The 24857-nt window shown below is 73.0% G+C and carries 21 protein-coding genes and 3 pseudogenes; 15 read left to right on the plus strand and 9 right to left on the minus strand.

All coding sequences use genetic code 11. The annotated features are described in order from the left end of the window. Nucleotides 1–14: 14 nt before the first annotated feature. On the minus strand, nt 15–311 hold the full coding sequence (locus tag ACQP0T_RS02885) for a DUF2530 domain-containing protein (protein WP_345367431.1): 297 nt from the start codon (nt 309–311) through the stop codon (nt 15–17). Between the two features lie 80 nt (nt 312–391). Between ACQP0T_RS02885 and ACQP0T_RS02890 the strand changes: the two genes are divergently transcribed. After that, the gene (locus ACQP0T_RS02890; protein ID WP_433871167.1) at nt 392–1855 is read left to right on the plus strand and encodes an NCS2 family permease; all 1464 of its coding nucleotides are present in this window, start codon (nt 392–394) and stop codon (nt 1853–1855) included. A 287-nt stretch (nt 1856–2142) separates the two neighbouring features. Here ACQP0T_RS02890 and ACQP0T_RS02895 read toward each other — a convergent pair whose 3' ends face one another. After that, the gene (locus tag ACQP0T_RS02895) at nt 2143–2592 is read right to left on the minus strand and encodes a hypothetical protein (RefSeq protein WP_433871168.1); all 450 of its coding nucleotides are present in this window, start codon (nt 2590–2592) and stop codon (nt 2143–2145) included. A gap of 231 nt (nt 2593–2823) precedes the next feature. Between ACQP0T_RS02895 and ACQP0T_RS02900 the strand changes: the two genes are divergently transcribed. Next, entirely contained in the window at nt 2824–3252 is a 429-nt protein-coding gene (locus ACQP0T_RS02900) for a MarR family winged helix-turn-helix transcriptional regulator (RefSeq protein ID WP_433871169.1), read from the plus strand. Between the two features lie 42 nt (nt 3253–3294). After that, nucleotides 3295–4554: an MFS transporter gene (locus ACQP0T_RS02905; protein WP_433873577.1), complete on the plus strand. Its 1260-nt coding sequence runs from the start codon at nt 3295–3297 to the stop codon at nt 4552–4554. A 142-nt stretch (nt 4555–4696) separates the two neighbouring features. Here the strand turns inward: ACQP0T_RS02905 and ACQP0T_RS02910 are convergent, their stop codons facing one another. Next, on the minus strand, nt 4697–5323 hold the full coding sequence (locus ACQP0T_RS02910) for a superoxide dismutase (protein ID WP_433871170.1): 627 nt from the start codon (nt 5321–5323) through the stop codon (nt 4697–4699). 384 nt (nt 5324–5707) lie between these two features. Between ACQP0T_RS02910 and ACQP0T_RS02915 the strand changes: the two genes are divergently transcribed. From ACQP0T_RS02915 to ACQP0T_RS02925, 3 genes are read left to right on the plus strand one after another with little or no spacing between them, the layout of a single operon-like run. Then, complete coding sequence (locus ACQP0T_RS02915) at nt 5708–6655, plus strand: ABC transporter substrate-binding protein (RefSeq protein ID WP_433871171.1); 948 nt, start codon at nt 5708–5710, stop codon at nt 6653–6655. Further along, nucleotides 6652–7674: a FecCD family ABC transporter permease gene (locus ACQP0T_RS02920; protein WP_433871172.1), complete on the plus strand. Its 1023-nt coding sequence runs from the start codon at nt 6652–6654 to the stop codon at nt 7672–7674. Before ACQP0T_RS02915 ends, ACQP0T_RS02920 begins: the two co-directional genes overlap by 4 nt. Beyond that, nucleotides 7671–8429 (plus strand): ABC transporter ATP-binding protein, encoded by a 759-nt coding sequence (locus tag ACQP0T_RS02925; RefSeq protein ID WP_433871173.1) that lies wholly within the window; start codon nt 7671–7673, stop codon nt 8427–8429. Before ACQP0T_RS02920 ends, ACQP0T_RS02925 begins: the two co-directional genes overlap by 4 nt. A 248-nt stretch (nt 8430–8677) precedes the next feature. On the opposite strand, the gene ACQP0T_RS02930 is transcribed toward ACQP0T_RS02925, so the two are convergent. The 3 genes from ACQP0T_RS02930 to ACQP0T_RS02940 form a co-directional block, all read right to left on the minus strand. Then, the gene (locus ACQP0T_RS02930; RefSeq protein WP_433871174.1) at nt 8678–10174 is read right to left on the minus strand and encodes a glutamate--cysteine ligase; all 1497 of its coding nucleotides are present in this window, start codon (nt 10172–10174) and stop codon (nt 8678–8680) included. Nucleotides 10175–10303: 129 nt separating this feature from the next. Continuing rightward, entirely contained in the window at nt 10304–11236 is a 933-nt protein-coding gene (locus tag ACQP0T_RS02935; RefSeq protein ID WP_433871175.1) for an aldo/keto reductase, read from the minus strand. A 48-nt stretch (nt 11237–11284) separates the two neighbouring features. Continuing rightward, nucleotides 11285–12538, minus strand: coding sequence for a multidrug effflux MFS transporter (locus ACQP0T_RS02940; RefSeq protein WP_433871176.1), 1254 nt, complete (start codon nt 12536–12538; stop codon nt 11285–11287). Nucleotides 12539–12814: 276 nt separating this feature from the next. Between ACQP0T_RS02940 and ACQP0T_RS02945 the strand changes: the two are divergent. Together ACQP0T_RS02945 and ACQP0T_RS02950 are read left to right on the plus strand one after the other, a co-directional pair. Continuing rightward, nucleotides 12815–13617: pseudogene (locus ACQP0T_RS02945) on the plus strand (TrmH family RNA methyltransferase). 4 nt (nt 13618–13621) lie between these two features. After that, a complete protein-coding gene (locus tag ACQP0T_RS02950) occupies nt 13622–14209 on the plus strand; it encodes a DUF2537 domain-containing protein (protein WP_433871177.1) in 588 nt (195 codons plus the stop codon). A 348-nt stretch (nt 14210–14557) separates the two neighbouring features. Here ACQP0T_RS02950 and sepH read toward each other — a convergent pair whose 3' ends face one another. The 3 genes and pseudogenes from sepH to ACQP0T_RS02965 all read right to left on the minus strand — a co-directional run bounded on the left by sepH (nt 14558) and on the right by ACQP0T_RS02965 (nt 18733). Further along, a complete protein-coding gene (gene sepH, locus ACQP0T_RS02955) occupies nt 14558–15478 on the minus strand; it encodes a septation protein SepH (protein ID WP_433871178.1) in 921 nt (306 codons plus the stop codon). A gap of 439 nt (nt 15479–15917) precedes the next feature. Then, nucleotides 15918–17057, minus strand: a complete 1140-nt coding sequence (gene serC / locus ACQP0T_RS02960; RefSeq protein ID WP_433871179.1) for a phosphoserine transaminase — start codon at nt 17055–17057, stop codon at nt 15918–15920. A 567-nt stretch (nt 17058–17624) separates the two neighbouring features. Then, nucleotides 17625–18733 (minus strand): annotated as a pseudogene (locus ACQP0T_RS02965) (citrate synthase 2). Between the two features lie 243 nt (nt 18734–18976). On the opposite strand from ACQP0T_RS02965, the gene ACQP0T_RS02970 reads away from it, so the two are divergent. From ACQP0T_RS02970 to pdxH, 7 genes and pseudogenes are all read left to right on the plus strand, one after another. Then, entirely contained in the window at nt 18977–19279 is a 303-nt protein-coding gene (locus ACQP0T_RS02970; RefSeq protein ID WP_345367399.1) for an urease subunit gamma, read from the plus strand. A 78-nt stretch (nt 19280–19357) separates the two neighbouring features. Then, a complete protein-coding gene (locus ACQP0T_RS02975) occupies nt 19358–19726 on the plus strand; it encodes an urease subunit beta (RefSeq protein WP_433871180.1) in 369 nt (122 codons plus the stop codon). Next, nucleotides 19723–21446 (plus strand): annotated as a pseudogene (locus tag ACQP0T_RS02980) (urease subunit alpha). The gene ACQP0T_RS02975 and the pseudogene ACQP0T_RS02980 overlap by 4 nt, the downstream one beginning before the upstream one ends. 381 nt (nt 21447–21827) lie before the next feature. Continuing rightward, nucleotides 21828–22529 carry an urease accessory protein UreF gene (locus tag ACQP0T_RS02985; protein ID WP_345367393.1) on the plus strand — a complete coding sequence of 234 codons (702 nt, stop codon included), beginning with the start codon at nt 21828–21830 and terminating at the stop codon, nt 22527–22529. Continuing rightward, nucleotides 22519–23214, plus strand: a complete 696-nt coding sequence (gene ureG / locus ACQP0T_RS02990; protein ID WP_433871181.1) for an urease accessory protein UreG — start codon at nt 22519–22521, stop codon at nt 23212–23214. The genes ACQP0T_RS02985 and ureG overlap by 11 nt, the downstream gene beginning before the upstream one ends. Beyond that, complete coding sequence (locus ACQP0T_RS02995) at nt 23211–23978, plus strand: urease accessory protein UreD (protein ID WP_433871182.1); 768 nt, start codon at nt 23211–23213, stop codon at nt 23976–23978. The genes ureG and ACQP0T_RS02995 overlap by 4 nt, the downstream gene beginning before the upstream one ends. A 210-nt stretch (nt 23979–24188) precedes the next feature. Beyond that, nucleotides 24189–24842 (plus strand): pyridoxamine 5'-phosphate oxidase, encoded by a 654-nt coding sequence (gene pdxH / locus ACQP0T_RS03000; RefSeq protein ID WP_433871183.1) that lies wholly within the window; start codon nt 24189–24191, stop codon nt 24840–24842. The last annotated feature ends 15 nt before the right edge of the window (nt 24843–24857 follow it).

Consider the following 24857-nt stretch of genomic DNA (forward strand, 5'->3'; position numbering starts at 1 on the left):
GCTCGGGGGCGGAATCAGTCCAGCCCGGAGAGGCCCCGCCAGGCGCCGCGCGAACCGCGCCGGGCCGCCGAACGCTGCCACCGGAACACTCCGTAACCGATGATCCCCAGTCCGCAACCGGTGGCGCTGGTCCAGAACTCGATGCCCCACTGCCCGTCGGTGAGGTCCACCACCCCGAACCAGACGACGCCGACGAGCCACAGCAGCGTCCCTGCCAGCACGACCGGCGTCGGATCGGCCAGTCGGCGCGGGAGCTGCGGCACCGGTCGGTGCCCCGCTCTGGAGGGGGTGGGTTCGCTGTCCTGTGCCACGTCAGGCAGGCTACTCCCGGTAGTTCGAGGTCGCGTGCGTGGAGGTCGTGCGCGCGCGGTGTGTCGTGATGGGAAGCGTGATGGAGACTCCCGAGGCGCGCAAGGGTGCGCTGGACAAGTATTTCAAGATCAGCGAGCGGGGCTCCAGCGTCGTCCGGGAGGTCCGGGGCGGCGTCGTCACCTTCGTGGCCATCGCCTACATCATCGTGCTGAACCCGCTGATCCTCGGCAGCTACTCGGCGGATTCGCCCAGCGCCAAGGTGGACGTGCTGGGCGGCATCCTGCCGGTGCCGCAGGTCGCCGCGGCGACCGCGCTGGTCGCCGGGGTGATGACGATCCTGTTCGGGCTGATCGCGAACTTCCCGTTCGCCCTCGCCGCCGGGCTCGGCCTCAACACGCTCGTCGCGGTGAGCATCGCGCCCCTGGTGACCTGGCCCGAAGCGATGGGCCTGGTGGTGGTCAACGGCATCATCATCCTGATCCTGGTCGCCACCGGCTTCCGCAAGGCCGTGTTCGACGCGGTGCCGCCCGCGCTCAAGTCCGCCATCACCGTCGGCATCGGCCTGTTCATCACCATGGTCGGGCTGGTCGACGCCGGATTCGTGCGCCGCATCCCGGACGCGGCGGGGACCACGGTGCCGGTCGGCCTGGGCATCGACGGGTCGATCGCCACCTGGCCGACCGCGGTTTTCGTGTTCGGCCTGCTGCTGACCGCGGTGCTGGTGGCGCGCAAGACGCGCGGCGGGATCCTGATCGGCATCGGCATCACCACGGTGGTGGCGATCGCCGTCGAGTCGCTGGTGCGGGTCGGCCCGTCGGAGGGCAGCAACCCCTACGGCTGGAACCTCGGCTACCCGGCGCTGCCGGAGCAGATCGTCGGGCTGCCGGACCTGTCGCTGATCGGCGACATCTCCTTCGGCGCCTGGACCCGGCTGCCCGCGCTGGCCGCCGCGATGCTGGTGTTCACCCTGGTCCTGGCGAACTTCTTCGACGCGATGGGCACCATGACCGGCCTCAGCAGGGAAGCCGGGCTCGCCGACAAGGACGGCAACTTCCCCAACGTGGGCAAGGCGCTGGGCGTCGAGGGCCTCGGCGCGGTCGCCGGTGGTCTCGGCTCGGCCAGCTCGAACACCGTGTTCGTGGAATCGGCCTCGGGCATCGCCGAAGGCGCCCGGACCGGCCTGGCGAACGTGATCACCGGCCTGCTGTTCCTGGCGGCGATGTTCTTCACGCCGCTCTACCAGATCATCCCCATCGAGGCGGCGGCGTCGGCGCTGGTGGTGGTCGGCGCGATGATGATCGGGCAGATCAAGCAGATCGACCTCGCCGACTTCAGCATCGCGCTGCCCGCGTTCCTGACCATCGTGGTCATGCCGTTCACCTACTCGATCGCCAACGGCATCGGCGCGGGCTTCATCAGCTACACCGTGCTTCAGGCCGCCACCGGCAAGATCCGCCAGGTGCACCCGTTGATGTGGGTGGTGTCGGCGGCGTTCCTGCTCTACTTCGGAGCAGGCCCGGTGAGCGCGGCTCTCGGAATTTGATCTTTCGGTGTCGGGCTCGTTCTGCGTGGGGGTGCCGGTGGCGGAACCTCAGCGGCCTTCTCGCTCCGGGAGCCGCTCCTCATGTACAAGCGCGTACACGGCGTCGCGGCTGTCCTCGCGAGAAGGCCGCTGAGAACCCGCGGCGGTGCCGGTGGCGAGGGTGGGGGCAAGGCGAAAGCGGCTTACGCCGCTTGCCTGACGGGGGTTCCGTTCCGCGCGTGCGCGGGCGGGAAGCGGCTTCGCCGCTTGCCTGACTGGGACTCCGCCGGATCGGCGGCAGGCCTCGGTCAGGCAACGCGGCGTTGCAATCTCCACCCGTGCAGCGCCGCTGCCGGCACCCCGGCCACGAGCGGTCCGGCGCCCCATACCAGCGTCCCGCTGTTCACCTGACCGGATCCGGTGATCACGAGAGCGAGGACAAGACCGCCGAAGACCGCGACGACCGCGCCCTCGACCCAGGCGAGATGGCGAAGTCCGAGCCACGCGGCGAGGCCGAACGCCGTGCCGAAGACCGTTCCGAGAACAATCCCCACCGGCACTGCGACCAGACTGGCCACCGCCGCCACCCCCGCGATTGCCTCCCCGTTCGGCGCCGAGGCAACAACGCCGTAGAGCGCGACCACGATGGCGTACGCGATCCCGGCACCTGCGCCGATCAAGGCCCCGTCGAGGCTGCTCCGCAGGATCGTCTTCCACGCTGGCCGTCCGCGTTTCGGTTGATCGGACGATGCGGCCACCTCTGCTCCTGACAGTCACGATCTGCTCGGGTCGTGCGCCATCGCAGCACAGCGTCTCGGGACGATGTCAGGGGAGTGTCCGGTGGGTGGTGCGAGGCCCTGCGTCCCAGCGTTGTGGGCCACCGCCGCGCTGCTCCGCGGATCGCTGCACCGCTCACCGCGGGCGGCGCTCTAAGGTGGGCCGACCTGTGCTTTGTCCGATTCCCCTGGATTGTTTGGTAGGCTAACGACGTGTCCGACATCAGCGAGCGCACCCTGGGGAGCCGGTTGCGGCTCGCCGTGGTCCGGCTCAACCGGCGGCTGCGCGCGCAGAGCACCGACTCGACCATCACGCTCACCCAGCTCTCGGCGCTGTTCTGCCTGTACAAGGCCGGGTCGATGACCCCGGGCGAGCTGGCCGCGACCGAAGGCGTGCAGCCGCCCTCGATGACGCGGGTGATCGCCGCGCTGGAGACCGCCGGGCTGATGGCGCGGCGGGCGCACCCCACCGACGGCAGGCAGGCCATCGTCGAGCTGACCGAGGCGGGCCGCGCGCGCATCGACGAGGAGGTCTCGGCGCGCGAGCGCTGGCTGGACCACCAGCTCGCCGGACTGACCGACGAGGAACGCGAGGTGCTGTCCGAGGCGGCCGAGATCATCGATCGCCTGGCGAGGCGCTGAAGGGCGGTAGGCGAACAGGTGGCGGAGCGATCCGGAACCCGGCTGGAACGAGGCCCCAGCGGGGAGCACGATCCTCCGCCGTCGATGTTCGGCTCGCTGCGCGAGCGCAACTACCGCTACTACGCCTCCGGCCAGGTCGTCTCGCTCACCGGCACCTGGATGCAGCGCGCCGCGCAGGACTGGCTGGTGCTGGAGCTCTCCGGCGGCAGCCCGGCCGCGCTCGGCGTCGCCATCGCCCTGCAGTTCCTGCCGACGCTGCTGTTCACCCTGTGGGCGGGCGGGCTGGCCGACCGGTTCGACAAGCGCCGGCTGCTGATCGCCACGCAGACCGCGCTCGGGCTGTGCGGGGTGGTGCTCGGCCTCCTCGACGTCACCGGGCTGGCGGTGCTGTGGCAGGTCTACGTGCTGTGCTTCGTGCTCGGCTGCTTCTCCGCGGCCGACGCGCCGATCCGCCAGTCGTTCGTGGTGGAGATGGTCGGTCCGGCGCAGCTCACCAACGCCGTCGCGCTCAACTCGATGACGTTCAACCTGGCCCGCATCGTGGGTCCGGCGCTGGCCGGGGTGATGATCAGCGCCACCGGGACCGGCTGGGTCTTCCTGCTCAACGGCGCGAGCTCGGCGGCCGTGGTGGGCGGGCTGCTGCTGATGGACCCGGGCGCGCTGCACCGGGGCGCACCGGCGGCGGCCCAGGAGTCCGGTCGGCTGCGGGCCGGGCTGCGCTACGTGCGCGGGCGGCCGGAGCTGGTCGTGGTGCTGGTGCTGGTGTTCTGCGTCGGCACCTTCGGGATGAACTTCGAGAACTCCTTCGCCGTGCTGGCCCGCAACGAGTTCGACCGGGGCGCGGCGGGCTACGGGCTGCTCATCACCGCGCTGGCCGTGGGCACGCTGACCGGTGCCGCGCTGGCGGCGCGGCGCAGCGGCCGGGGGCGGCCGAGGCTGCGGCTGGTGGTGCTCGGGGCGCTGGCGTTCGGCCTGCTGGAGGCGGTGGCCGCGCTGATGCCGACCTACGAGCTGTTCGCGCTGGCGCTGGTCCCGGTGGGCGTCGCCGTCATGACCTTCACGACCAGCGCGAACTCCACCGTGCAGCTGGCCGTGGAACCTGGGATGCGCGGGCGCGTGATGGGCCTGTACATGCTGCTGTTCCTGGGCGGCAAACCGCTGGGCGCGCTGGTCACGGGCTGGCTGGCGGAGCTGTTCGGGGCCCGGATGCCGCTGCTGCTCGGCGCGTTGGTCTCGGCTGGGGCGGCGGTGGTGGCGGCGCTGGTGCTGGCGAAGCGGGGGTTGTCAGATCAGGCAGGTTAGGCTAACCTAATACATGTCCGCTTCGTGGTGGGAGCGGCAGTCAGTTCGGGAACAGATCAGCCCCCGGCCTCTCGGCAGGCCGGGGGCTGATCCCGTCGACGGCGGGCTTGTCGGAGCACTCACCGTCGAGATCGGGGACCGGTCAAGGCAGCAGCAGGCCGTTCTTGCCCGCGCGGGCGTCGGCGAAGCGCTGGGCCACCTCGGCCCAGTTCACGACGTTCCAGAGCTGCTTGACGTAGTCGGCCTTCACGTTCTTGTACTGCAGGTAGTACGCGTGCTCCCAGATGTCGAACACCAGCAGCGGGGTGGTGGCGATCGACAGGTTGGAGTGGTGGTCCCGCAGCTGCTGGGTGATCAGCCGCTGACCCACCGGGTCCCAGGCCAGCACGCCCCAGCCGTTGCCCTGGATCGTGGTGGACACCGCCTCCATCTGGGCCCGGAACCCGTCGAACGACCCGAAGTCCTGGTCGATGGCCGCCGCCAGCTCCCCGGTCGGCTTGTCGCCGCCGTCGGGGGAGAGGATCTTCCACCACACCAGGTGCAGCGAGTGCCCCGCCAGGTTGAACGCCAGCGTCGTCTCCAGGCCCACGATCGACCCGAAGTCACCGGCCTCGCGCGCCTCGGCCAGCTTGTCGATCGTGTCGTTGGCGCCCTTGACGTAGGTCGCGTGGTGCTTGCTGTGGTGCAACTCGTTGATCTCTCCCGAGATCGCCGGTTCCAGCGCCGCGTAGTCGTAATCCAGCTCCGGCAGCTCGTACCGCTGCGCCATCGAGGCCTCCTCCGCGTGACGTGTTCTCGTGCCATCGTCTAGCTGTTGCAAGGATCTGGCAACTATATGCCTACCCGTCGAGACGTCGATCTCACCCACGTTTCCGGCGATCCGTCGCTGACCAGCGGTGATGCGCGCAAGCTCGGCCGTCGCGGCGGTTGACCGGGCCGGGCGGTTCGGGAAGGATCAGCCGCCGAGCGAACGGGGGAAGTCCGGTCGAAGTCCGGCGCTGACCCGCAACGGTAGGCCGCGCATCCGCGCGGCGAGCCCGATCACCCGTGCGCTCGCGAAGGCTCCGAACGACCGCCGCGGTCTGCGGTCGCCGGTCACCACGCGCCGCCGCGCCGTGCTGCCCGCCGCCAGGCCGCACGACCTGGAGGCACGATGCGCAGCGCAGCGGCCTGGCTCGTCGCGGCAGCACTGCTGCTGCTCACCGGATGCGCCCCGGCGGCGCCGGAGCGGGCCGCGGGCGGCACCCGGATCGACAACTGCGGGCGCACCCAGACCTTCGCCGCCCCACCGCAGCGCGTGGTCAGCCTCAACCAGCACGCCACCGAGGTCCTGATCGCGCTCGGGCTCGGCGACCGGCTCGTCGGCACCGCCTACCCCGACGACCAGGCCCCGCCGGAGCCGGTCGCCGCCGAATACGCCCAGGTGCCGCTGCTGGCCGAGAAGTACCCGTCCTTCGAACGGCTGCTGGCCGCCGAACCCGACCTCGTCGTCGGCGGCTACGCCAGCGCGTTCGACGAGACCGAGGGCCGGGCGCGCGACGTGCTCGCCGACGCGGGCATCCCCACCCTGCTGCTGTCCGAGTCGTGCACCGAGGGCCCCGCCGGGATGGACACCCTGCTCGCCGACATCGCGATGTTCGGCGAGGTGCTCGGGCTGCGGGCGGGCGCCGACCGGCTGGCCGGGGAGATCCGCGGCCGGGTCGAGGCGGTGCAGCGGCGGTTGGCGGGCGTCGAACCCGTCGACGTGTTCGTCTACGACTCCGGTGAGCAGGCCGCGTTCACCCTCGGCGGGCACGGCGTCGGCCACGACGCGCTGCGCCGGGCGGGCGGGCGCAACATCTTCGCCGACGTGCCCGCGGGCTTCACCGAGGTGAGCTGGGAGCAGGTCGCCGAGCGGGCGCCGGAAGCCGTGGTGCTGGTCGACTACCTCGGCGCCCCGGTGGCGGGCAAGCGGGCGTACCTGGAGGGCCACCCGCTCGCCTCCGGCACGCCCGCCGTGCGCGACGGCCGGTTCAGCACCATCCCGCTGGTCGAGCTGACCGAGGGCATCCGGTTCCCGGACGCGGTGGAGCGGCTGGCCCGCGACCTGCACGGCCGATGAGGGCGCGGACCGCCGCCGTGCTCCTCGGCCTCGCGGCGGCGCTGGTGCTGGTCGGCGGGCTGGCGGTGTCGTTCGGCTCGGTGCGGCTGCCGCTGGGCCAGGTGTGGCGGATCATCGCCGAACCGGCGCTGCCGTGGCTCGACGCGGACTGGTCGGCGGCGCGGGAGGCGATCGTCTGGCGGGCCCGGCTGCCCCGGGTGCTGACCGGCGTCGTCGTCGGTGCCGCGCTGGCCCTGTCCGGGGCGGTGGCGCAGCTCGTCACCGCCAACCCGATGGCCGACCCCTACCTGCTCGGGGTGGCCGGTGGCGCCGGGCTCGGCGTCACGCTGCTGACCGTGCTCGGGTTCGGCGCCGGGGCGCTCGGCGCGTTCACCCAGCCCGCCGTGGCCTTCGCCGGCGGGCTGCTGGCGCTGCTGGCGGTGCTCGCCGTCGCGGGCCGCCCCGGCTCGGCGACGGCGCTGGTGCTCGGCGGGCTCGCCGTGGGGCAGGTGGCCTCCGCGCTGACCTCCCTGGTGCTGCACACCGCCGCCACCGCCGACCACGCCGTGCAGGTGATGTTCTGGACGGCGGGCGGGCTCGGGGCGGCGCGCTGGGAGACGCTGCCGGTGCCCGCGATCGTGGTGCTGGTGGCCCTGGTGGCGGCGCTGGCGGCGGGGCGGTGGCTCACCGTGCTGCCCGCCGGGGACGACGCGGCCTCGGCGCTGGGCCTGCACGCGCGGGCGTTCCGGTACGCCGCGCTGGTGGCGGTGTCCCTGGTGGCGGGCGTGGCGGTGTCGCTGGCGGGCGGGATCGCGTTCGTCGGCCTGCTGGTGCCGCACGCGGCGGTGTTCCTGGTCGGCTCCGACGCCCGGCGGGTGCTGCCGGTGTCGGCGCTGCTCGGCGCGGTGTTCCTGGTGGCCGCCGACCTCGCCGCCCGGGTCGTGGTCGCCCCCGCCGAACTGCCGGTCGGGGTGCTCACCGCGCTCGTCGGCGGACCGGTGTTCCTCGTGATGCTGCGCCGGAGGAGGAAGCTGGGATGAGCATCCGGGTGCGCGGGCTGACCGCCGACCTCGGCGGCCACCGCGTCGTGTCCGATGTGGACGTCGAGGTGGCGCCGGGCGAGGTGCACGGGCTGGTCGGGCCCAACGGCAGCGGCAAGACGACCGTGCTGCGCGCGCTGCACCGGGCGATCGAGCCCGGCACCGGTGAGGTCGAGATCGCCGGGGTCACCCGCCACGCCCCGCGCCGCAGGCTGGCGCGGGTGCTGGCCGCCACCACGCAGGAGCAGCGGCACGACGCGGCGCTGACCGTCCGGGAGGTCGTCGAGCAGGGCCGCACCCCGCACCTCGGGCTGCTGGACCGGATGCGCGCCGAGGATCGCGCCGCGGTGGCCGAGGCGCTGCGCACGGCCGAGCTCGACGCGCTGGCCGACCGCGACGTGCGCACCCTCTCCGGCGGCGAGGGGCAGCGGGTGGCGCTGGCCCGGTCGCTGGCCCAGCGACCGGTCGCACTGCTGCTCGACGAGCCGACCAACCACCTCGACCTGCGGCACCAGTACGGCGTGCTGGCGTTGCTGCGCAAGCTCGCCGCCGACGGGCTCGCGGTGCTGCTCACCCTGCACGACCTGCGGCACGCGGTAGAGTTCTGCGACCGCCTCACGGTGCTGCACGAAGGCCGGGTGCGCGCCAGCGGACCACCCACCGACGTGCTCGACGAACAGCTCCTCGCCCAAGTCTTCGGCGTCCGCGCAACGATCCGCCCAGGCCCCGAACTCAACATCCACGGAGTGGTCTGACCCGCGAAGCGGCGAAGCCGCTTCCCCGCCACGCACCAGCCGAACCCCACCACAGTCAGGCAAGCGGCGAGAGCCGCTTTCGCTTTGCCCCACCCTCGCAACTGGCACCGCCGCGGGTCCTCAGCGGTCTTCTCGCGTGGAAGCCGCGACGCTGTGTACGCGCTTGTACATGAGGAGCGGCTCCCGGAGCGAGCAGGCCGCTGAGGTTCCGCTACCGGCACTCCTATGCAAATCGAGCCTGGAAGAAATCACTCCACAGGCCAGTTGTGGACCGGTTCGCCGCTGTTGGACATCTCTTGGTATCTCTGCAACATCCCGTTCAGCGCGGTGTAGCGGTCTTGGCCGCGGCTCTCCAGCCGGGCCACCACGTCGCGCTGCCAGCTCGCCCCGGTCTGGCGGCGCAGGCAGCGCTGCTCGATCACCCCGAGGTAGCGGTCGGCGACCGCCTCGGACACGCCGCAGGCGCGCAGTCCCTCGCGGGCCATCGGCAGCAGCCGCCGCAGCACCAGCTCCTCGGGGGCGATCCACCCGGCGCCCGGCCAGTACTGGTGGGCCTCCAGGCCGTGCCGGGCGCCGGTGTAGAAGTTCTCCTCGGCCGCCTCGAACGACATCTGCGTCCACAGCGGACGGTCCTGCTCGGTGAGCGCCCGCTGCGCGCCGTAGAAGAACGCCGCGTTGGCCACGGTGTCGAGCACCGACGGCCCGGCGGGCAGCACCCGGTTCTCCACCCGCAGGTGCGGCACCCCGTCGACGAGGTCGTACACCGGCCGGTTCCACCGCCAGATGGTGCCGTTGTGCAGCCGCAGCTCGGCCAGGGTCGGCGCCCGCCCCGCCTCCAGCGCGGCGATCGGGTCCTCCTCGACCGGTTCCGGGAGCAGCGCGGGGAAGTAGCGCACGTTCTCCTCGAACAGGTCGAAGATCGAGGTGATCCACCGCTCGCCGAACCACACCCGGGGCCGCACGCCCTGGTTCTTCAGCTCCTCCGGGCGGGTGTCGGTGGCTTGCAGGAACAGCGGGACGCGGGTCTCGTGCCACAGCGCTTTGCCCAGCAGGAAAGGGGAATTCGCCCCGATGGCGAGCTGCACCCCGGCCAGGCACTGCGCGGCGTTCCAGTGCGCGGCGAAGTCCTCCGGCCGGACCTGGAGGTGCAACTGGACCGAGGTGCAGGCCGATTCGGGCAGGATCGAGTCGGCGTAGGAGCGCAGGTGCTCGGCGGGGCCGTCGCCGAGCGCGACGCCTTCCATGTCGAGCAGCATCTCCTCGCCCTTGGCCAGGAAGATCTGCTCGTTGAGCTGGGCGTAGCGGACCTGGTGCGACAGCCAGTGCGGATCGAAGTGGGTGCTGCGCAACGTCGGCAGGGTGCCGATCATCACGACCTTCGCCCCCGCGTCGTGCGCCCCGGAATCGGCCAGCCGCAGCGCGCTGTGCAGCCGCCGCTCCAGGTCCAGCGCGGTGTCCCCGGCGAGCAGGTGTGGCTCGACGTTGAGCTCGATGTTCTGCTGCCCCAGTTCGGTGGTGAAGGCCGGATCGTCGATCTTCTCCAGCACCACCGCGTTGGTCATCGACGGTTCGAGCCGCTCGTCGACCAGGCACAGCTCCATCTCCAGCCCCATCTGCTGCGCGGGGAAGGAGAAGTTGCCGTCGGCGAGCATCCGGGCCAGGGCGTCGAGCCCCCGCTGCATCTTGTCCCGGTAGCGTTGCCGGTCCACCGGCGTGAACACCCGATCCGTCACGTGCTTTCCCATGCCGTCTCCCCGGGTTGATCGGCAGCACGACAGCGCGAGCGCTGGGGAAACCACCGTGGCACATCGTTACCCCGGTGGCCAGGGGCCAAAACGGTGCCGCGCGTGGCGACGTGCGGACCGGGCGCCGCCTCACGCCGAGGCGTCGGTCAACCGCTGCGCCTCCGAATCGGTCAGCTCCAGTTCGGCCGCGTCGATCAACGCGCTGAGCTGGTCGGTGTTGCGGGCGCTGGCGATCGGCGCGGCCACCATCGGGCGGGTCCGCAGCCAGGCGAGCGCGACCGCGGCCACCGGGACGTCCCGCAGCGTGGCGATCTCGTCCAGCGCCGTGAGAACAGTCACGCCGCGCTCGTCCAGGTAGGCGCGGGCGCCTTCGGCGCGCGGGGAGTCGCCGGTGTCGTCGCCCGGCCGGTACTTGCCGGTCAGGAAACCCTTGGCCAGCGCGTAGTACGGCAGCACCGCGAGCTCCTCGCGGGCCACCAGCTCACCCAGCTCGGACTCGAACCCGCGCTCCACCAGGTTGTAGTGCGGCTGGAGGACCTCGTAGCGGGCCAGGTTCTCCCGCCGGGACACCGACAGCGCCTCGGCGAGCCGGTCGGCGGTGTGGTTGGACGCGCCGATGTGCCGCACCTTGCCGCTGCGCACCAGGTCGTCGAAGGCGCCGAGGGTCTCCTCCAGGGGGGTCTCCTGGTCGTCGAGGTGCGCGTAGTACAGGTCGATCCGGTCGGTGCCCAGCCGGCGCAGCGAATCCTCCGCCGCCGCCTTGATGTTGTCCGCCGACAGCCCCGGACGTTCTTGCCACATGCCGACCTTGGTGGCGATGACGACGTCGTCCCGGTTGCCCCGGGAGCGCATCCAGTCGCCGATCAAGGTCTCCGATTCGCCGCCGGAATTGCCCGGCGCGGGGGCCATGTAGACGTCCGCGGTGTCGATGAAGTTGCCGCCCGACGCGACGTATCCGTCCAGCACGGTGAAGGAGTCGTCCTGGCCCGCGGTCCAGCCGAACACGTTGCCGCCCAAGCAGACCGGCGACACGGTGAGATCGGTGCTTCCGAGTTGACGCATGCCCAGAACGTACCCGCGCACCCCCGGGGCCCATGCCCGCGGCGGGCCTCACAGCGGGGCGTCGGTCCGGCGGTGCTCCTGCCCGGCGGGGACCGCGCGGCGGGCCGCACCGCCGAGGGTGCTGAACACCACCAGCGCCGCCACGACCACGCCGAACATCACCAGCGCCATCGGCAACGCCGACCCGGTGCCGCCCAGCCCGACCAGCGGCGCGGACACCGCACCCACCACGAACTGGCTCACCCCCAGCAGCGCCGAGGCCGAACCGGAGATCTCGCGGTGCTCGGCCAGGGCGAGCGTGGTCGTGTTCGGCATCACGAAGCCCAGCGCGGCGATCATCACGAACAGCGCGGCCAGCAGGGCGGGCAGCGGCAGGTCCAGCAGCACCGCGCCGACCAGCAGCGCCCCGGCGGCCGAGGCGCTGCTCAGCGCGATGCGCAGCAACCGCGTCTCGGTGGCGAACCGGCCGACCAGGCGGGCGTTGACCTGCCCGGCGATCACCATGCCGATCGCGTTCATCCCGAACACCAGGCTGTAGGTCTGCGGCGACAACCCGAAGATCCCCTGGAGCACGAACGACGATCCCGAGACGTAGGCGAACATCGCCGCCATGCCCAGCCCGCCGGTCAGCGCGTTGCCGACGAACGACGGCTCGGCCAGCAACCGGCCGAAGGTGCGCAGCGTCGCACCGAGCCGGGCGGGCTGGCGCCACTGCTTCGGCTTCGTCTCGGGCAGCGCGAACGCCGTGATCAGCAGCAGCAGCGCGCCGAAACCGCTGAGCACCACGAAAACCCCGCGCCACGTGGTGTGCTCGAGGAGCTGCCCGCCCAGCACCGGAGCCAGGATCGGCGCCAGGCCGGTGACCAGCATCAGCGAGGAGAAGAACCGCGCGACCTCGATCCCGGAGTACAGGTCGCGCACCGCGGCGCGGGCGATCACCATCCCGGCGGCGGCGCCGAAGCCCTGCACCACGCGCAACGCGGCCAACCCCAGCACCGAATCGGACATCGCGCACAACGCGGAAGCCACCACGTAGACGACCAGCCCGACCAGCAGCGGGGTGCGCCTGCCCACCGCGTCGCTGACCGGTCCCGCGATGAGCTGCCCCGCGGCCAGGCCGAGCAGGATGGCGGTCAGCGTGAGCTGCGCCTGCGTCGCCGTGCCGCCGAGCTCCGCGGTGAGCTGCGGGAGCGCGGGCAGGTACATGTCGATGGACAGCGGCCCGAAGGCTGTCAGTCCGCCGAAGATCAACGCAAAGCGGATCTTCTTGCGCAGTCCGGAGTTTTCGTCGCTGGTGCCCACGTCGGGCCATCGTGCCGGACGGGACCGCCCGGCGCGACCGAGATCTTGCCCGCGGGCGGTGGTGTTCGTCTCGAAGATCGGTGTCACCGCGCCGAATCCCGTGGTGGGACGGCGAGAAAGCCGGAGCGCGAACGATTCTGAAAGGCGGGGTGAGATCTACGCCTCGTCGCGACCGCCGCGGCGCCGACCGGCGGGCGTCGGCGCGGGCCTGCGCTGGGCCGACGTCGCCGCCCTCGGGGTGGCCCGATCGGCGCGACCGGATGGGACAATGGTGGGGTGGCGCACTACGTCGAGATCAGCGATGTCGAAGACCCGCGGGTGGACGACTTCCGCGATCTGTCGCGCGCGGATCGCCGCCCCGACCGGCCCGGCGGGCGCGGGCTGGTGATCGCCGAAGGCGTCGTGGTGGTCGAACGGCTGGTCGCCTCGCCGTACCCGGTGCGCGCGCTGTTCGGCGTCCGGCGTCGGATCGACGAACTCGCCGGGCAGCTCGCCGACCTCGACGTGCCCGCCTACGTCGCCGACGCCGACGTGATGGCGCGCGTGGTCGGCTTCCACCTCAACCGGGGCGTGCTCGCCGTCGCCGACCGCGCGCCCGCCGTCGACGCCGCCGACCTCATCGCCGGCTCCCGCCGCCTCGCGGTGCTGGAAGGCATCGGCGATCACGAGAACCTCGGGGCGCTGTTCCGCAACGCCGCCGCCCTCGGCGTCGACGGCGTGCTGCTCGGCCCCGGCTGCTCCGACCCGCTGTACCGGCGCAGCGTGCGGGTCTCGATGGGGCACGTGCTCCGGGTACCCGCCGCGCCGCTGACCGACTGGCCGCACGGCCTCAAGCTGCTGCGCGACGCCGGGTACCGGGTCGCCGCGCTCACCCCCGGGCGGATTCGGTGGCGCTGCACGCGGCCGGGCTGCACCGGGGCCGGAGCGCCGTGCTCCTCGGCGCCGAGGGCCCCGGGCTCACCGAGGAGGCCATCGCCGCCGCCGACGTCGCCGTGCGCATCCCGATGGCCGGTGACGTCGACTCGCTCAACGTCGCCACGGCCGGCGCGATTGCCTTCCACGCCATGAGCGGGTGCTGACCCGATGCCGCCGTCCGGCTGGGAACTGCACGCGCGCGCCGGGCGGCCGGTGCTCGTCCGCGACACCGGCCGCGAGGTCGACCCCGCCCGGCTGCCGCTGCCCGCGCCGCTGATCACCGCGCTGCACGAGTGGGCCCGGGTGGCCGACACGCTGTCCCCCGGCACGGCCGAACCGGACACCGCCGAGCTGCTCGCCCACCGCGGCCGCCGGCTCGCCGCGCGGCTGAGCGTCGAGACCGGCCGCGAGATCGACTTCCGCGATCCGCTCTCCGGACGGCTCGACCGGGTCGGCCGCCGCCACGCCGCCACCCGCGTCGCACCGCTGGAGGACCTCCCGACGCCCTGGGGTCCCGGCCTCACCAGCAGCGCCATCATCGCGGTCATCGCCGCCACCACGCTCGTCGTGGTCACCCGCGGCCTGGCCGACGTCAGCGTGCTGCTGGGCATCGGCGTCAACCTCGCCGTGGTGGCGGGCTTCGCCCCGTCCATCTGGCTCGGCCGCAACGTCCCGGTGTGGCGCTGGATCGCCTACGGCGCGGCGGCCGGGATCGGGGCGGCCTGGCTAGTGCTCATCCTCAGTACTTTGGGGTGAGTCTTTCCTATGTGGTGGTCGCTTTGCGTGGCGGTGCCGGTGGCGGAACCTCAGCGGCCTTCTCGCTCCGGGAGCCGCTCCTCATGTACCCACCCCCGTACACAGCGTCGCGGCTGTCCTCGCGAGAAGGCCGCTGAGAACCCGCGGCGGTGCGAGTTGCTTAGGTGGGGTAAGGCGAAAGCGGCTCGCGCCGCTTGCCTGACGGTGGTTGTGGCGTGCATTGCGCAGCGCTTGGCCCCGGGTGCGGGTGAGTCTTCGTAGCTGGTCGTGTGGGTGGTGCGGTCGCTCCGCGGGTCGGCAAGGGTGCCCCTCACTCAGTTCCGAAGGGGTGAGTCGCTGGGGCGCTGGTCAGCGGTGGGAGCGGACGCCGAGGAGGACGTCCTCCCAGGACGGGACGATGGGGTGGTTCTTGCGGCCCCGGCGCGGTTCGGCCTTGGCGTCGTCGTCGGGCTCCGGCTCGGCGTCCTCGTCGACCGAGGTGACCTCGCCGACCGGGGTGGCCAGCGGGCGTTCCGGCGCGGTCCGCTCCGGGGGCGCGGTCGACTCCAGACCCGGCGGTGGGGTCTCGGCGACCGGGGCGGCCTCCGGGCGCGGCGGGGGGACCGAGTGGTCGTCGGTCTCCGGTCCGTCGAGCTCCAGCGCTTCGCGGGCCAGCTCGGTGACCGGCCGGACGGTGCGCAGCGGCCGGTTCGGCGACGGGTCGAGCAGGTCGGCGGCGTGGTCGTCGAGAGCGGCGACGGTCCCGCCGTGCGCGCCGGGGTGGAAGACCCAGTGCGCGCCGTTCTCCGACCGGCCCGCCTGCCACAGGAGCTGCACGACCCACTTGCCGTCGTCGCCGCGCCAGGCGTCCCAGTTCGCCTCGGCGGTGTCGAGGCCGCGCATCCCGAAGGTGTGCGCGACGACCTCGCCGAGGGTCTGCACGTCCGGGCCGTCCTCGCGGACCGGGTGCGCGCGCTGGGCCATCTCGGCGATCTGCGCGCGCTCCAGCAGCACGGGGTAGGCGTAGCGCTCGACCCGCTGCTCGGGGAGGCCGGAGGAGGCGGCGATCTGCGCCACCGATGCCCCGGCGCGGACCCGGGCCTGGATGTCGCGCGGGCGCACCGGGGATTCGAGCTCGATCTGGACCTGGCCGAGCCGGGTCAGGTCGCCTCGCGCCGCTGCCCGCAGCCGTTCGTCGGCGGGCACGGTGAAGCGTTCGCCGTTATCCGGGTCCTCGCAGATGACGGATTCACCGTCCTCGTCGAGCCCGACCACTCGCAGCGCTCGCATACGCCAGCCTCCTGTGTCTTGCGGGACACCCGCACCGGGTGCACCATCCGCACCCCGTGACGGCCGCACCCCGTACGGCGCATGGGCGGGAGTGAGGTTGCGTCCCTCCCGATACATGTCACCAAGCTGTGACACTAACCCGGCGCGCCGCCTTGACGCGGGAGGCGCGCCGACCCCGTCGTGTCGCCGACCGCAGTTGCCCCGGCCCGATCTTGCCTGATGAACGCGGTCTCGGCATCCGAGTAAAAGCACTCATATTTCACCGCATACACGGAACGTGGCGATTTTTAGCCTGAAGGGGTCGCATCTAGCGGGCGTTCTGCGAAAAACCCTTCGTTTGGAGCAGTATGCCGTGACGGTGGGTGATTTTCCGAGGTCGCACCAAGCACGAAGGGCGCCGACCGCGCGATGCGGTCGGCGCCCCGAGTGGCGGGACGGTTCAGCGCAGCGCGCCGACCACCCAGTCCACGGCCTTGGTCAGCGTGGTGACGTCCTCCGGCTCGATGGCGGGGAACATCCCGATCCGGAGCTGGTTGCGGCCCAGCTTCCGGTACGGCTCGGTGTCCACGATGCCGTTCGCGCGCAGCGCCTTGGCCACCGCCGCGGCGTCCACCGAGTCGTCGAAGTCGATGGTGCCGACGACCTGGGAGCGCTTGGCCGGGTCGGTGACGAACGGGGTGGCGAAGTCGGAGGCCTCGGCCCACTCGTAGAGCCGCCGCGAGGACTCGCCGGTGCGCCGCACGCACCAGTCCAGCCCGCCCTGGCCGTTCATCCAGTCGATCTGGTCGGCCAGCAGGAACAGCGTGGCCACCGCCGGGGTGTTGTAGGTCTGGTCCTTGCGGGAGTTGTCCAGCGCGGTGGTCAGCGACAGGAACTCCGGCACCCAGCGCTCGGAGGCGCCGATCTCCTGCACCCGCTCGATCGCGGCCGGGCTCATCGCCGCCAGCCACAGCCCGCCGTCGGAGGCGAAGCACTTCTGCGGCGCGAAGTAGTAGACGTCCACGTCGGCCGGGTCGAACGCCAGGCCGCCCGCGCCGGAGGTCGCGTCCACCGCGATCAGCGCGTTCTCCGAGCCCGCGGGGCGGGTCGGGGCGAGCATCACGCCGGTGGAGGTCTCGTTGTGCGCCCAGCCGATGAGGTCCACCGAGGGGTCCGACACCGGCTCCGGGGCGTCGCCCGGCTCGGCCGAGACGACCACCGGGTCGCCGAGGAACGGCGCGGTCCCGGCGGCCTTGGCGAACTTCTGCGAGAACTCGCCGTAGGTCAGGTGCAGCGACCGCTCCCGGACCAGGCCGAACGTCGCGGCGTCCCAGAACGCGGTGGTGCCGCCGACGCCGAGCACGATCTCGTAGCCCTCGGGCAGCGAGAACAGCTCCGACAGGCCCTCCCGGACCCGGCCGACCAGCGACTTCACCGGCTTCTGCCGGTGGGAGGTGCCCATCACGGCGGCGCCGTCGGCGGCGAGCCGGGCGAGCTGGTCGGTGCGGACCTTGGACGGGCCGCAGCCGAACCGGCCGTCGGTGGGCGTGAGCTCCGCGGGCAGCTTCAGGGTCGTCGGGTTGGTCTCGGCCTGCGTCATGCCGGCGCCTCCGGGCGTTGTTGGTGATGGCGGTGCCGTGCGCGGGCGGGTCGCTCGCGCGCCGGACCTGGGCGGACGTCCGGCGCCGTTGCCGGGTCGCTGTCGCTGACCGTGCGGATCGCGGCCGCGGCAGTCAGCCGTCCGGCAACTTACTGCGACTCGCCCGTCGTGGCCAGCACCGGCGGAACCGGCACGGGACGCGCCCCGCGGGTCCGGCGATCCGCCTCGGCAGGGCGCGTCGCGGGCCGGTGGCCGCACCGCGCGCCTGGATCGTTCGTGCAGGTGATGAGCGTAGTGCGGGGCTGATCGGCGGCCGTGGGCAGGGCCGCCGCGACCCGCCGCACCCCGCGCCGGCACCGGCGCCGCCGGGCCGTGCGCGGTGGCTCGGGTCACTCCGACGGGGAGCAACGCGCGGCGCCGGGCGGCCGGGTCCGCGCACGGCCGTTCGGTCGGGGGTGCGGCGTCCGGACGGGCCCGGGTCGCGCCGGCGGCGACGCGACCCGGTGTGTGTGGGGCGGGCGTCGGGGTCGCCCGCCCCGGCTCCCGGTCTCGCGGTGGGGAGCGGGCTCAGATCGCGGCGAGGCGGGGCACCGACTCCCACCCCTCGACCTGCCGCGGCGGCCGGGGCGCCGGACCCACGTACTCGGCGGACGGGCGCACCAGGCGCCCGGTGCGCTTCTGCTCCAGCACGTGCGCCGACCAGCCGGCCAGCCGGGCGCAGGTGAACATCGCGGGCATCATGGCGGTCGGGACCTGCGCGAAGTCCAGCACCGCGGCGGCCCAGAACTCCACGTTGGTCTCGATCGGCCGGTCCGGCCGCCGCTCCCGCAGCACCGACAGCGCCGCCCGCTCCAGCTCCCGCGCCACCTCGAAGCGCGGCGCGCCGAGTTCCTCGCAGGTCGCGCGGAGCACCCGCGCCCGGGGTCCTCGGCCCGGTACACGCGGTGCCCGAAGCCCATCAGCCGGTCGCCGCGATCGAGGATCGACTCCACCACCGCGCGGGCGTCACCGGTGCGCTCGACCTCCGCCAGCATCGGCAGCACCCGGGCGGGCGCCCCGCCGTGCAGCGGACCGGACATCGCCCCGACCGCGCCGGACAGGCACGCCGCCACGTCGGCTCCGGTGGAGGCGATGACCCGGGCGGTGAAGGTCGAGGCGTTGAGCCCGTGCTCGGCGGCCGAGACCCAGTAGGCGTCCAGCGCGCGCACGTGCGCCGGGTCGGGTTCGCCGCGCCAGCGGGTGAGGAACCGCTCGGCGACCGTCGAGCACGCCTCGACCCGGGCCGCGGGCACCGGCGGCAGGTCGGTGCCGCGCGCCGACCGCGCGGCGAAGGACAGCGCCAGCGCGCTGGTCCGGGCGAGCTGGTCGCGGGCCTGCTCGTCGGTGGTGTCGAGCAGCGGCTCGAAGCCCAGCGCCGGGGCCAGCGCGGCCAGCGAGGCCTGCAGGTCGGCGCGGACGTCGCCGGTGCGCACCGGGAGCTCGGCCGCCGCGGCGGGCAGCCCGGCGCCGAAGCGGTCGTCCACGAGCAGCCCCCACACGTCCCCGAAGCCGACCGCGCCCACCAGGTCCTCGATGTCGACGCCCCGGTAGCGCAACGCCCCGCCGTCCTTGTCCGGCTCGGCGATCTCGGTGCGGAAGGCCACCACGCCTTCCAGACCCGGGCTGAACTCGCTCATGTCTCGTCTCCTCTCCTGGCGACCGCGGCGGCTCCGGCGGGTGGAACGACGATGGACCGCCGCTTTTCCTGCTACAAGCAGTTAGCCGAGGAAAAAATCACGTGAAATCACGGGAGTGGCGAAAGCTGCGAATTCTCGCGGAGCGGAAACCCCGACAATTCTGCGAGACCGTTCAGTTCTGGTGATGTAAATCGCCAAGGCCGACGTGACCTGGTCAGATGAGGTTGTGTTAATAAAGGAACCATGCACTTAGCCCCGCACGAGCGCGAAAAATTGCTCGTACACGTCGCGGCGCGGTTGGCCGGAGAACGGCTCGCCCGCGGTCTCAAGCTCAACCACCCGGAAGCCGTCGCGTTGATCACCGACCACGTGGTCGAGGGAGCGCGGGACGGCCGGACGGTGGCGGAGCTGATGCGCAGCGGCCGGAAGGTGCTCACCGCCGACGAGGTCCTCGACGGGGTGGCCGAGATGATCCCGGACGTGCAGGTCGAAGCGACCTTCCCGGACGGGACCAAGCTCGTCACGGTCCACGACCCGATCACCTGAAGGACCCGAGCGGCGCGACCTGCCGCCCATGGGAAGAAGGAGGACCAAACGACCAGGAACACCGAGGGGAGAGCCGACATGCGCCCCGGCGAGATCATCACCGGCGCCGACCCCGTCCCGCTGAACCCGGGGCGTCCCCGCGTCCGGCTCACCGTCGTCAACCGCGCCGACCGCGCCGTGCAGGTCGGCTCGCACTACCACTTCGCCGCCGTCAACGACGGGCTGGAGTTCGACCGGGCGACCGCCTGGGGACACCGCCTCGACGTGCCCGCCGGCACCGCCGTGCGCTTCGAACCGAACGTGGCGCGGGAGGTCGACCTGGTGCCCATCGGCGGGGCCCGGCTGGTGCCGGGGCTGCGCTCGGAGCACGCCGGGGCGCTCGACGAGCGCGGCCCGGCCACGGCAGGACCGGAGTACGGCGAACGCGGGGAAGGACATCAGGGGTGAGCGCATCGATCGACCGGGCCCAGTACGTCGAGCTGTTCGGCCCGACCACCGGGGACCGGATCAGGCTGGCCGACACCGACCTGCTCGTCGAGATCACCGAGGACCGCTGCCAGGGCCCGCAGGGCTCCGGCGACGAGGTGGTCTTCGGCGGCGGCAAGGTCATCCGGGAGTCGATGGGCCACTCCAACGCGACCCGAGCCGAGGGCACCCCGGACCTGATCATCACCGGCGCCGTGGTGCTCGACCACTGGGGCGTGATCAAGGCCGACGTGGGCGTCCGGGACGGCCGCATCGTCGGCATCGGCAAGGCGGGCAACCCGGACGCGGTGTCCGGGGTGCACCCGGACCTGGTGATCGGCTCCTCGACCGAGGTCATCTCCGGCGCCGGCAAGATCCTCACGGCGGGCGGGGTGGACGCGCACGTGCACTTCATCAGCCCGCAGGAGATCGACGTGGCGCTGGCCACCGGGCTGACCACGCTGATCGGCGGCGGCACCGGCCCGGCCGAGGGCAGCAAGGCCACCACCGTCACCCCCGGCGCCTGGAACCTGCAGCGGACGATGCAGGCGCTGGACTTCATGCCGGTCAACGTGCTGCTGTTCGGCCGGGGCAGCACGATGCGCGGCGAGGCGCTGCGCGAACAGCTCCGCGCCGGGGCCGGCGGGTTCAAGATCCACGAGGACTGGGGCGCCACGCCGGCGGCGCTCGACAGCGCGCTGCGGATCGCCGAGGAGTCCGGGGTGCAGGTCGCGCTGCACGCCGACACGCTCAACGAGGCGGGCTTCTACGAGTCGACGCTGGCGGCGATCAACGGCCGGTCGATCAGCGCCTTCCACGCCGAGGGCGCCGGGGGCGGGCACGCGCCGGACATCATCCGGATCGCCTCGCAGCCGCACGTGCTGCCCTCGTCGACCAACCCGACCCGCCCGCACACCCTCAACACCGTCGACGAGCACCTGGACATGGTGCTGGTCTGCCACCACCTCAACCCCGCCGTGCCCGAGGACCTGGCGTTCGCCGAGAGCCGCATCCGGCCCTCCACCATCGCCGCCGAGGACGTGCTCCAGGACCTCGGGGCCATCTCGATGGTCAGCTCGGACGCGCAGGCGATGGGCCGGATCGGCGAGGTGGTCATGCGCACCTGGCAGACCGCGCACGTGATGAAGCGGCGGCGGGGCGCGCTGCCCGGCGACGGCGCGGCCGACAACCTCCGGGCCCGCCGCTACGTCGCCAAGTACACGATCAACCCGGCGCTGACCCACGGGATCGCCGAGCACGTCGGCTCGGTGGAGGTGGGCAAGCTCGCCGACCTCGTGCTGTGGGACCCGAAGTTCTTCGGCGTCCGGCCGCACCTGGTGCTCAAGGGCGGCTTCGCGGCGTGGGCGGCGATGGGCGACGCCAACGCGTCGATCCCGACCCCGCAGCCGTCGCTGGCCCGGCCGATGTTCGGCGCCCAGCCGCGCGCCGCGGCCGCCTCCGGGCTGTTCTTCGTCGCGCCCGAGGCCATCGACGCGGGGCTGCCGGACCGGCTCGGGCTCAGCACCCCGATGGTCCCGGTCGGCGACACCCGGCGGATCACCAAGGCGGACCTGCCGCACAACGACGCGACGCCGGACATCCAGGTCGACCCGGACAGCTTCGCGGTGCACATCGACGGGGACCTGGTGGAGCCGGACCCGGTGGAAGAGGTCCCCTGGCCCAGCGCTACTTCCTTTTTTGAGCTGTCCGGTTGCCGTGCCGTGGTCCGGTTGCGGAGCGGTGCCGGTGGCGGAACCTCAGCGGCCTTCTCGCTGCGGGATCGCCTCCTGATGTACCAGGCACGTACACGGCGTCGGCGCTGTCCTCGCGAGAAGGCCGCTGAGAACCCGCGGCGGTGCGAGCTGCGTGCGTGGCGCAAAGCGGAAGCGGCTGCGCCGCTTGCCTGGCGGTGGCTGGGTGAGCGGGCGGGTTCGGCTGGAAGCGGCTGCGCCGCTTGCCTGGCGGGGGTGCGGTGGTGCGGACACGCGGGGCTCGTCACTCGGAGGAGGGGTGAGTGAGGGGCGCCTTCATCCGACATAGCCGGATGAGGGTGCCCCTCACCTGGAAGAAGAATCATGCGGAGGTGGTCTTGGTGCGCGGTGGGCTCGCCGTGCTGGCCCTGGCCGACGCCCGGTTCCCGGGCGGTGGGCACGTGCATTCCGGCGGCGTCGAGGAGGCCGCCGCGCGCGGGCTGCTCACCGATGCCGAGCAGTTGCGCGGATTCCTGCGCGGACGGCTGGTCGGCGCCGGGGCGCCGCAGGCGGTGTTCGCCGCCGCCTCCGCCCACGCGACCGCGCGCGGCGTCGCGCGGGAGCACTGGCGGGTGCTGGACGTCGAGTTCGACGCCCGCACCCCCTCGCCCGCGCAGCGCGCCGCGTCGCGCGCCCAGGGGCGGGGGATGCTGCGCGCCGGAGGGGCCGCCTGGCCCGCACCGGCACTCGCCGAACTGACGGCCGCGGTCCCGCGGCCGCACCAACCGATCGTGCTCGGCGTGCTGGCCGCCGCGGCCGGTGCCGCGCCGCGGGACGCCGCGCTCAGCGCCGGGTACCTGGCGCTGAGCGGAGCCGCGTCGGCCGCCGTCCGGCTGCTCGGGCTCGACCCGTTCGCCGCCAACGCGGCGGTCGCCGAGCTGGGCACCGAGCTGGACCGGATCGCCGACGAGGCGGCGGCGGTGGCCGGGGACGACCCGGCCGCGCTGCCCGCCCCCGGCTCACCGGCGCTGGACCTGCTCGCCGAAGCGCACGATCGCCATCACCAGGAAGAGGTGCGTCTCTTTGCGTCCTGAACACGGTCACGGCCACGGTCACCAGCACCCGGTCGGCTTCGACCCCACCGAGAGCGGTCCCGATCCGCACCCGGCGCCCGAGGTGTCCGGGCGGCCGTTCCGGCTGGGCATCGGCGGGCCGGTGGGCAGCGGCAAGACCGCGCTGACCGCCGCGCTGTGCCGCGCGCTCGGCGGCGAGGTCGAGCTCGCCGTGGTGACCAACGACATCTACACCACCGAGGACGCCGACTTCCTGCGCCGGGCGGGCGTGCTCGACACCGACCGGATCGAGGCGGTGCAGACCGGCGCCTGCCCGCACACCGCGATCCGCGACGACATCACCGCCAACCTGGACGCGGTGGACCGGCTCGCCGAGCGCCACCCCGGCCTGGAGCTGGTCATCGTGGAGAGCGGCGGGGACAACCTGACGGCGGTGTTCAGCCGCGGGCTGGCCGACGCCCAGGTGTTCGTGGTCGACGTCGCGGGCGGGGACAAGGTGCCGCGCAAGGGCGGTCCGGGCGTCACCACGGCCGACCTGCTCGTGATCAACAAGGTGGACCTGGCCGAGCGGGTCGGCGCCGACATGGAGGTGATGCTCGCCGACGCGCACCGGATGCGCGGTGATCTACCGGTGATCGCGCAGTCGCTGACCCGCACGCCCGAGGCGCCGGACGTCGCGGCCTGGGTCCGGGAGCAGCTCGGGTGAGGGCCGAGGCGGTGCTGGGCGTCGAACTCGGCGCGCGCGGGCGCAGCGTGGTCCGCGAGCTGGCCTCGCAGGCGCCGCTGACGCTGGTGCCCCGCCGGGCGGCGACGACCGCGGCGGACGGCACCGCCGTGGTCCACCTGGTCGGCTCGGCGACCTCGCCGGTGGGCGGGGACGTCGTCGACCTGCGGGTGCGGGTCGGGCCGGGAGCGCGGCTGCTGCTGCGCGGCACGGCGGCCACGGTCGCGCTGCCCGGGCACGACGGTGCGGTGAGCAGCGCGGCGGTGCACCTCGACGTCGCCGCCGGGGCGAGCGTGGACTACCTGCCGGAACCGACGGTGATCAGCTCCCGCGCCGACCACCGGGCCGCGATGTCGGTCCGGTTGGCGCCGGACGCGCGGCTGCGCTGCCGCGAGGTGCTGGTGCTCGGCCGGTCCGGGGAGCGCCCGGGGCGGCTGGTCACCGCGACCGACGTGGTGCGCGACGGGGTGCCGCTGCTGCGGCAGCGGCTCGACATCGGCGATCCGCTGCTGGACGCCAGCGCCGGTTACCTCGCGGGCGCGCGGGTGTTGGCCACGGAGGTCCTGGTGGGCGCCGACGACCCCGCCGCGCCCGCGTCCGGCGACTGGTGGTCGCTGGCGCCGCTGGCCGCCGGGGGCGCCCTGGCGACGGCCGTGGGACCGGACGCGGTGGTCGCCGGGCGCCGGTTGGCCGAGGCCGTCGCCCACCACCCGGACGTGGGGTTCGCGGCACCCGCGCGTTGGTGAGCAGCGGGCGTTCCGGAGGAACCGGACGGGGCGCACCGAACACCATCGGGCCAGGTCACAGCGCCGAACGGGTGTTGTTCCCGTCACTGCATCGATTGCGTGATCGATCGGGAGCGGCAGCCGATTCGGCGCTGCCCGCCTTCGGGATTACCGTCGTACCGACAGGGCGGCGAGCCGCCGATCCGTGCGCGCAGCGAGGAAGGAAAGCGGATGTCGGAGACCAACGTCGCGTTGCCGTCCATGCGGGTGTCCTACGAAGCCGGTGCGCTCGACGAGACCTCGCTCGCCGGGACCTGGCACGAGCAGCTCCAGCGCTGGTTCGACGAGGCGGTCGAGGCCGAGGTCACCGAGCCGAACGCGATGGTGCTGGCCACCGCCGACGCCGAGGGCGTGCCGTCCTCGCGCACGGTGCTGTGCAAGGCCTTCGACGAGCGCGGGGTGGTCTTCTTCACCAACTACACCTCGGCGAAGAGCCACGACCTCACCGCGACCCGGATGGCGGCGGCGACCTTCCCGTGGCTGGCCATGCAGCGCCAGGTCAACGTGCGCGGCACCGTCGAGAAGGTGCCCGGCGACGAGACCGCCGAGTACTGGGCGGTGCGCCCGCGCGGCTCGCAGCTCGGCGCCTGGGCGTCGGCGCAGTCCAAGGTGGTCAGCGGGCGTCCGGCGCTGCAGTCGGCGCTCAACGGCATCGAGCGCCGGTTCGCCGACAACGAGAAGGTGCCGGTGCCGCCGCACTGGGGCGGCTGGCGGATCCGCCCGGAGGTCGTGGAGTTCTGGCAGGGCCGCCCGGACCGGATGCACGACCGGCTGCGCTTCCGCCGCACCGACGACCTCTGGACCGTCGAACGCCTCGCCCCCTGACGCCTCACCCGAACG

The organism is Saccharopolyspora sp. CA-218241, assembly GCF_050954615.1.
Lineage (GTDB): Bacteria > Actinomycetota > Actinomycetes > Mycobacteriales > Pseudonocardiaceae > Saccharopolyspora > Saccharopolyspora cebuensis.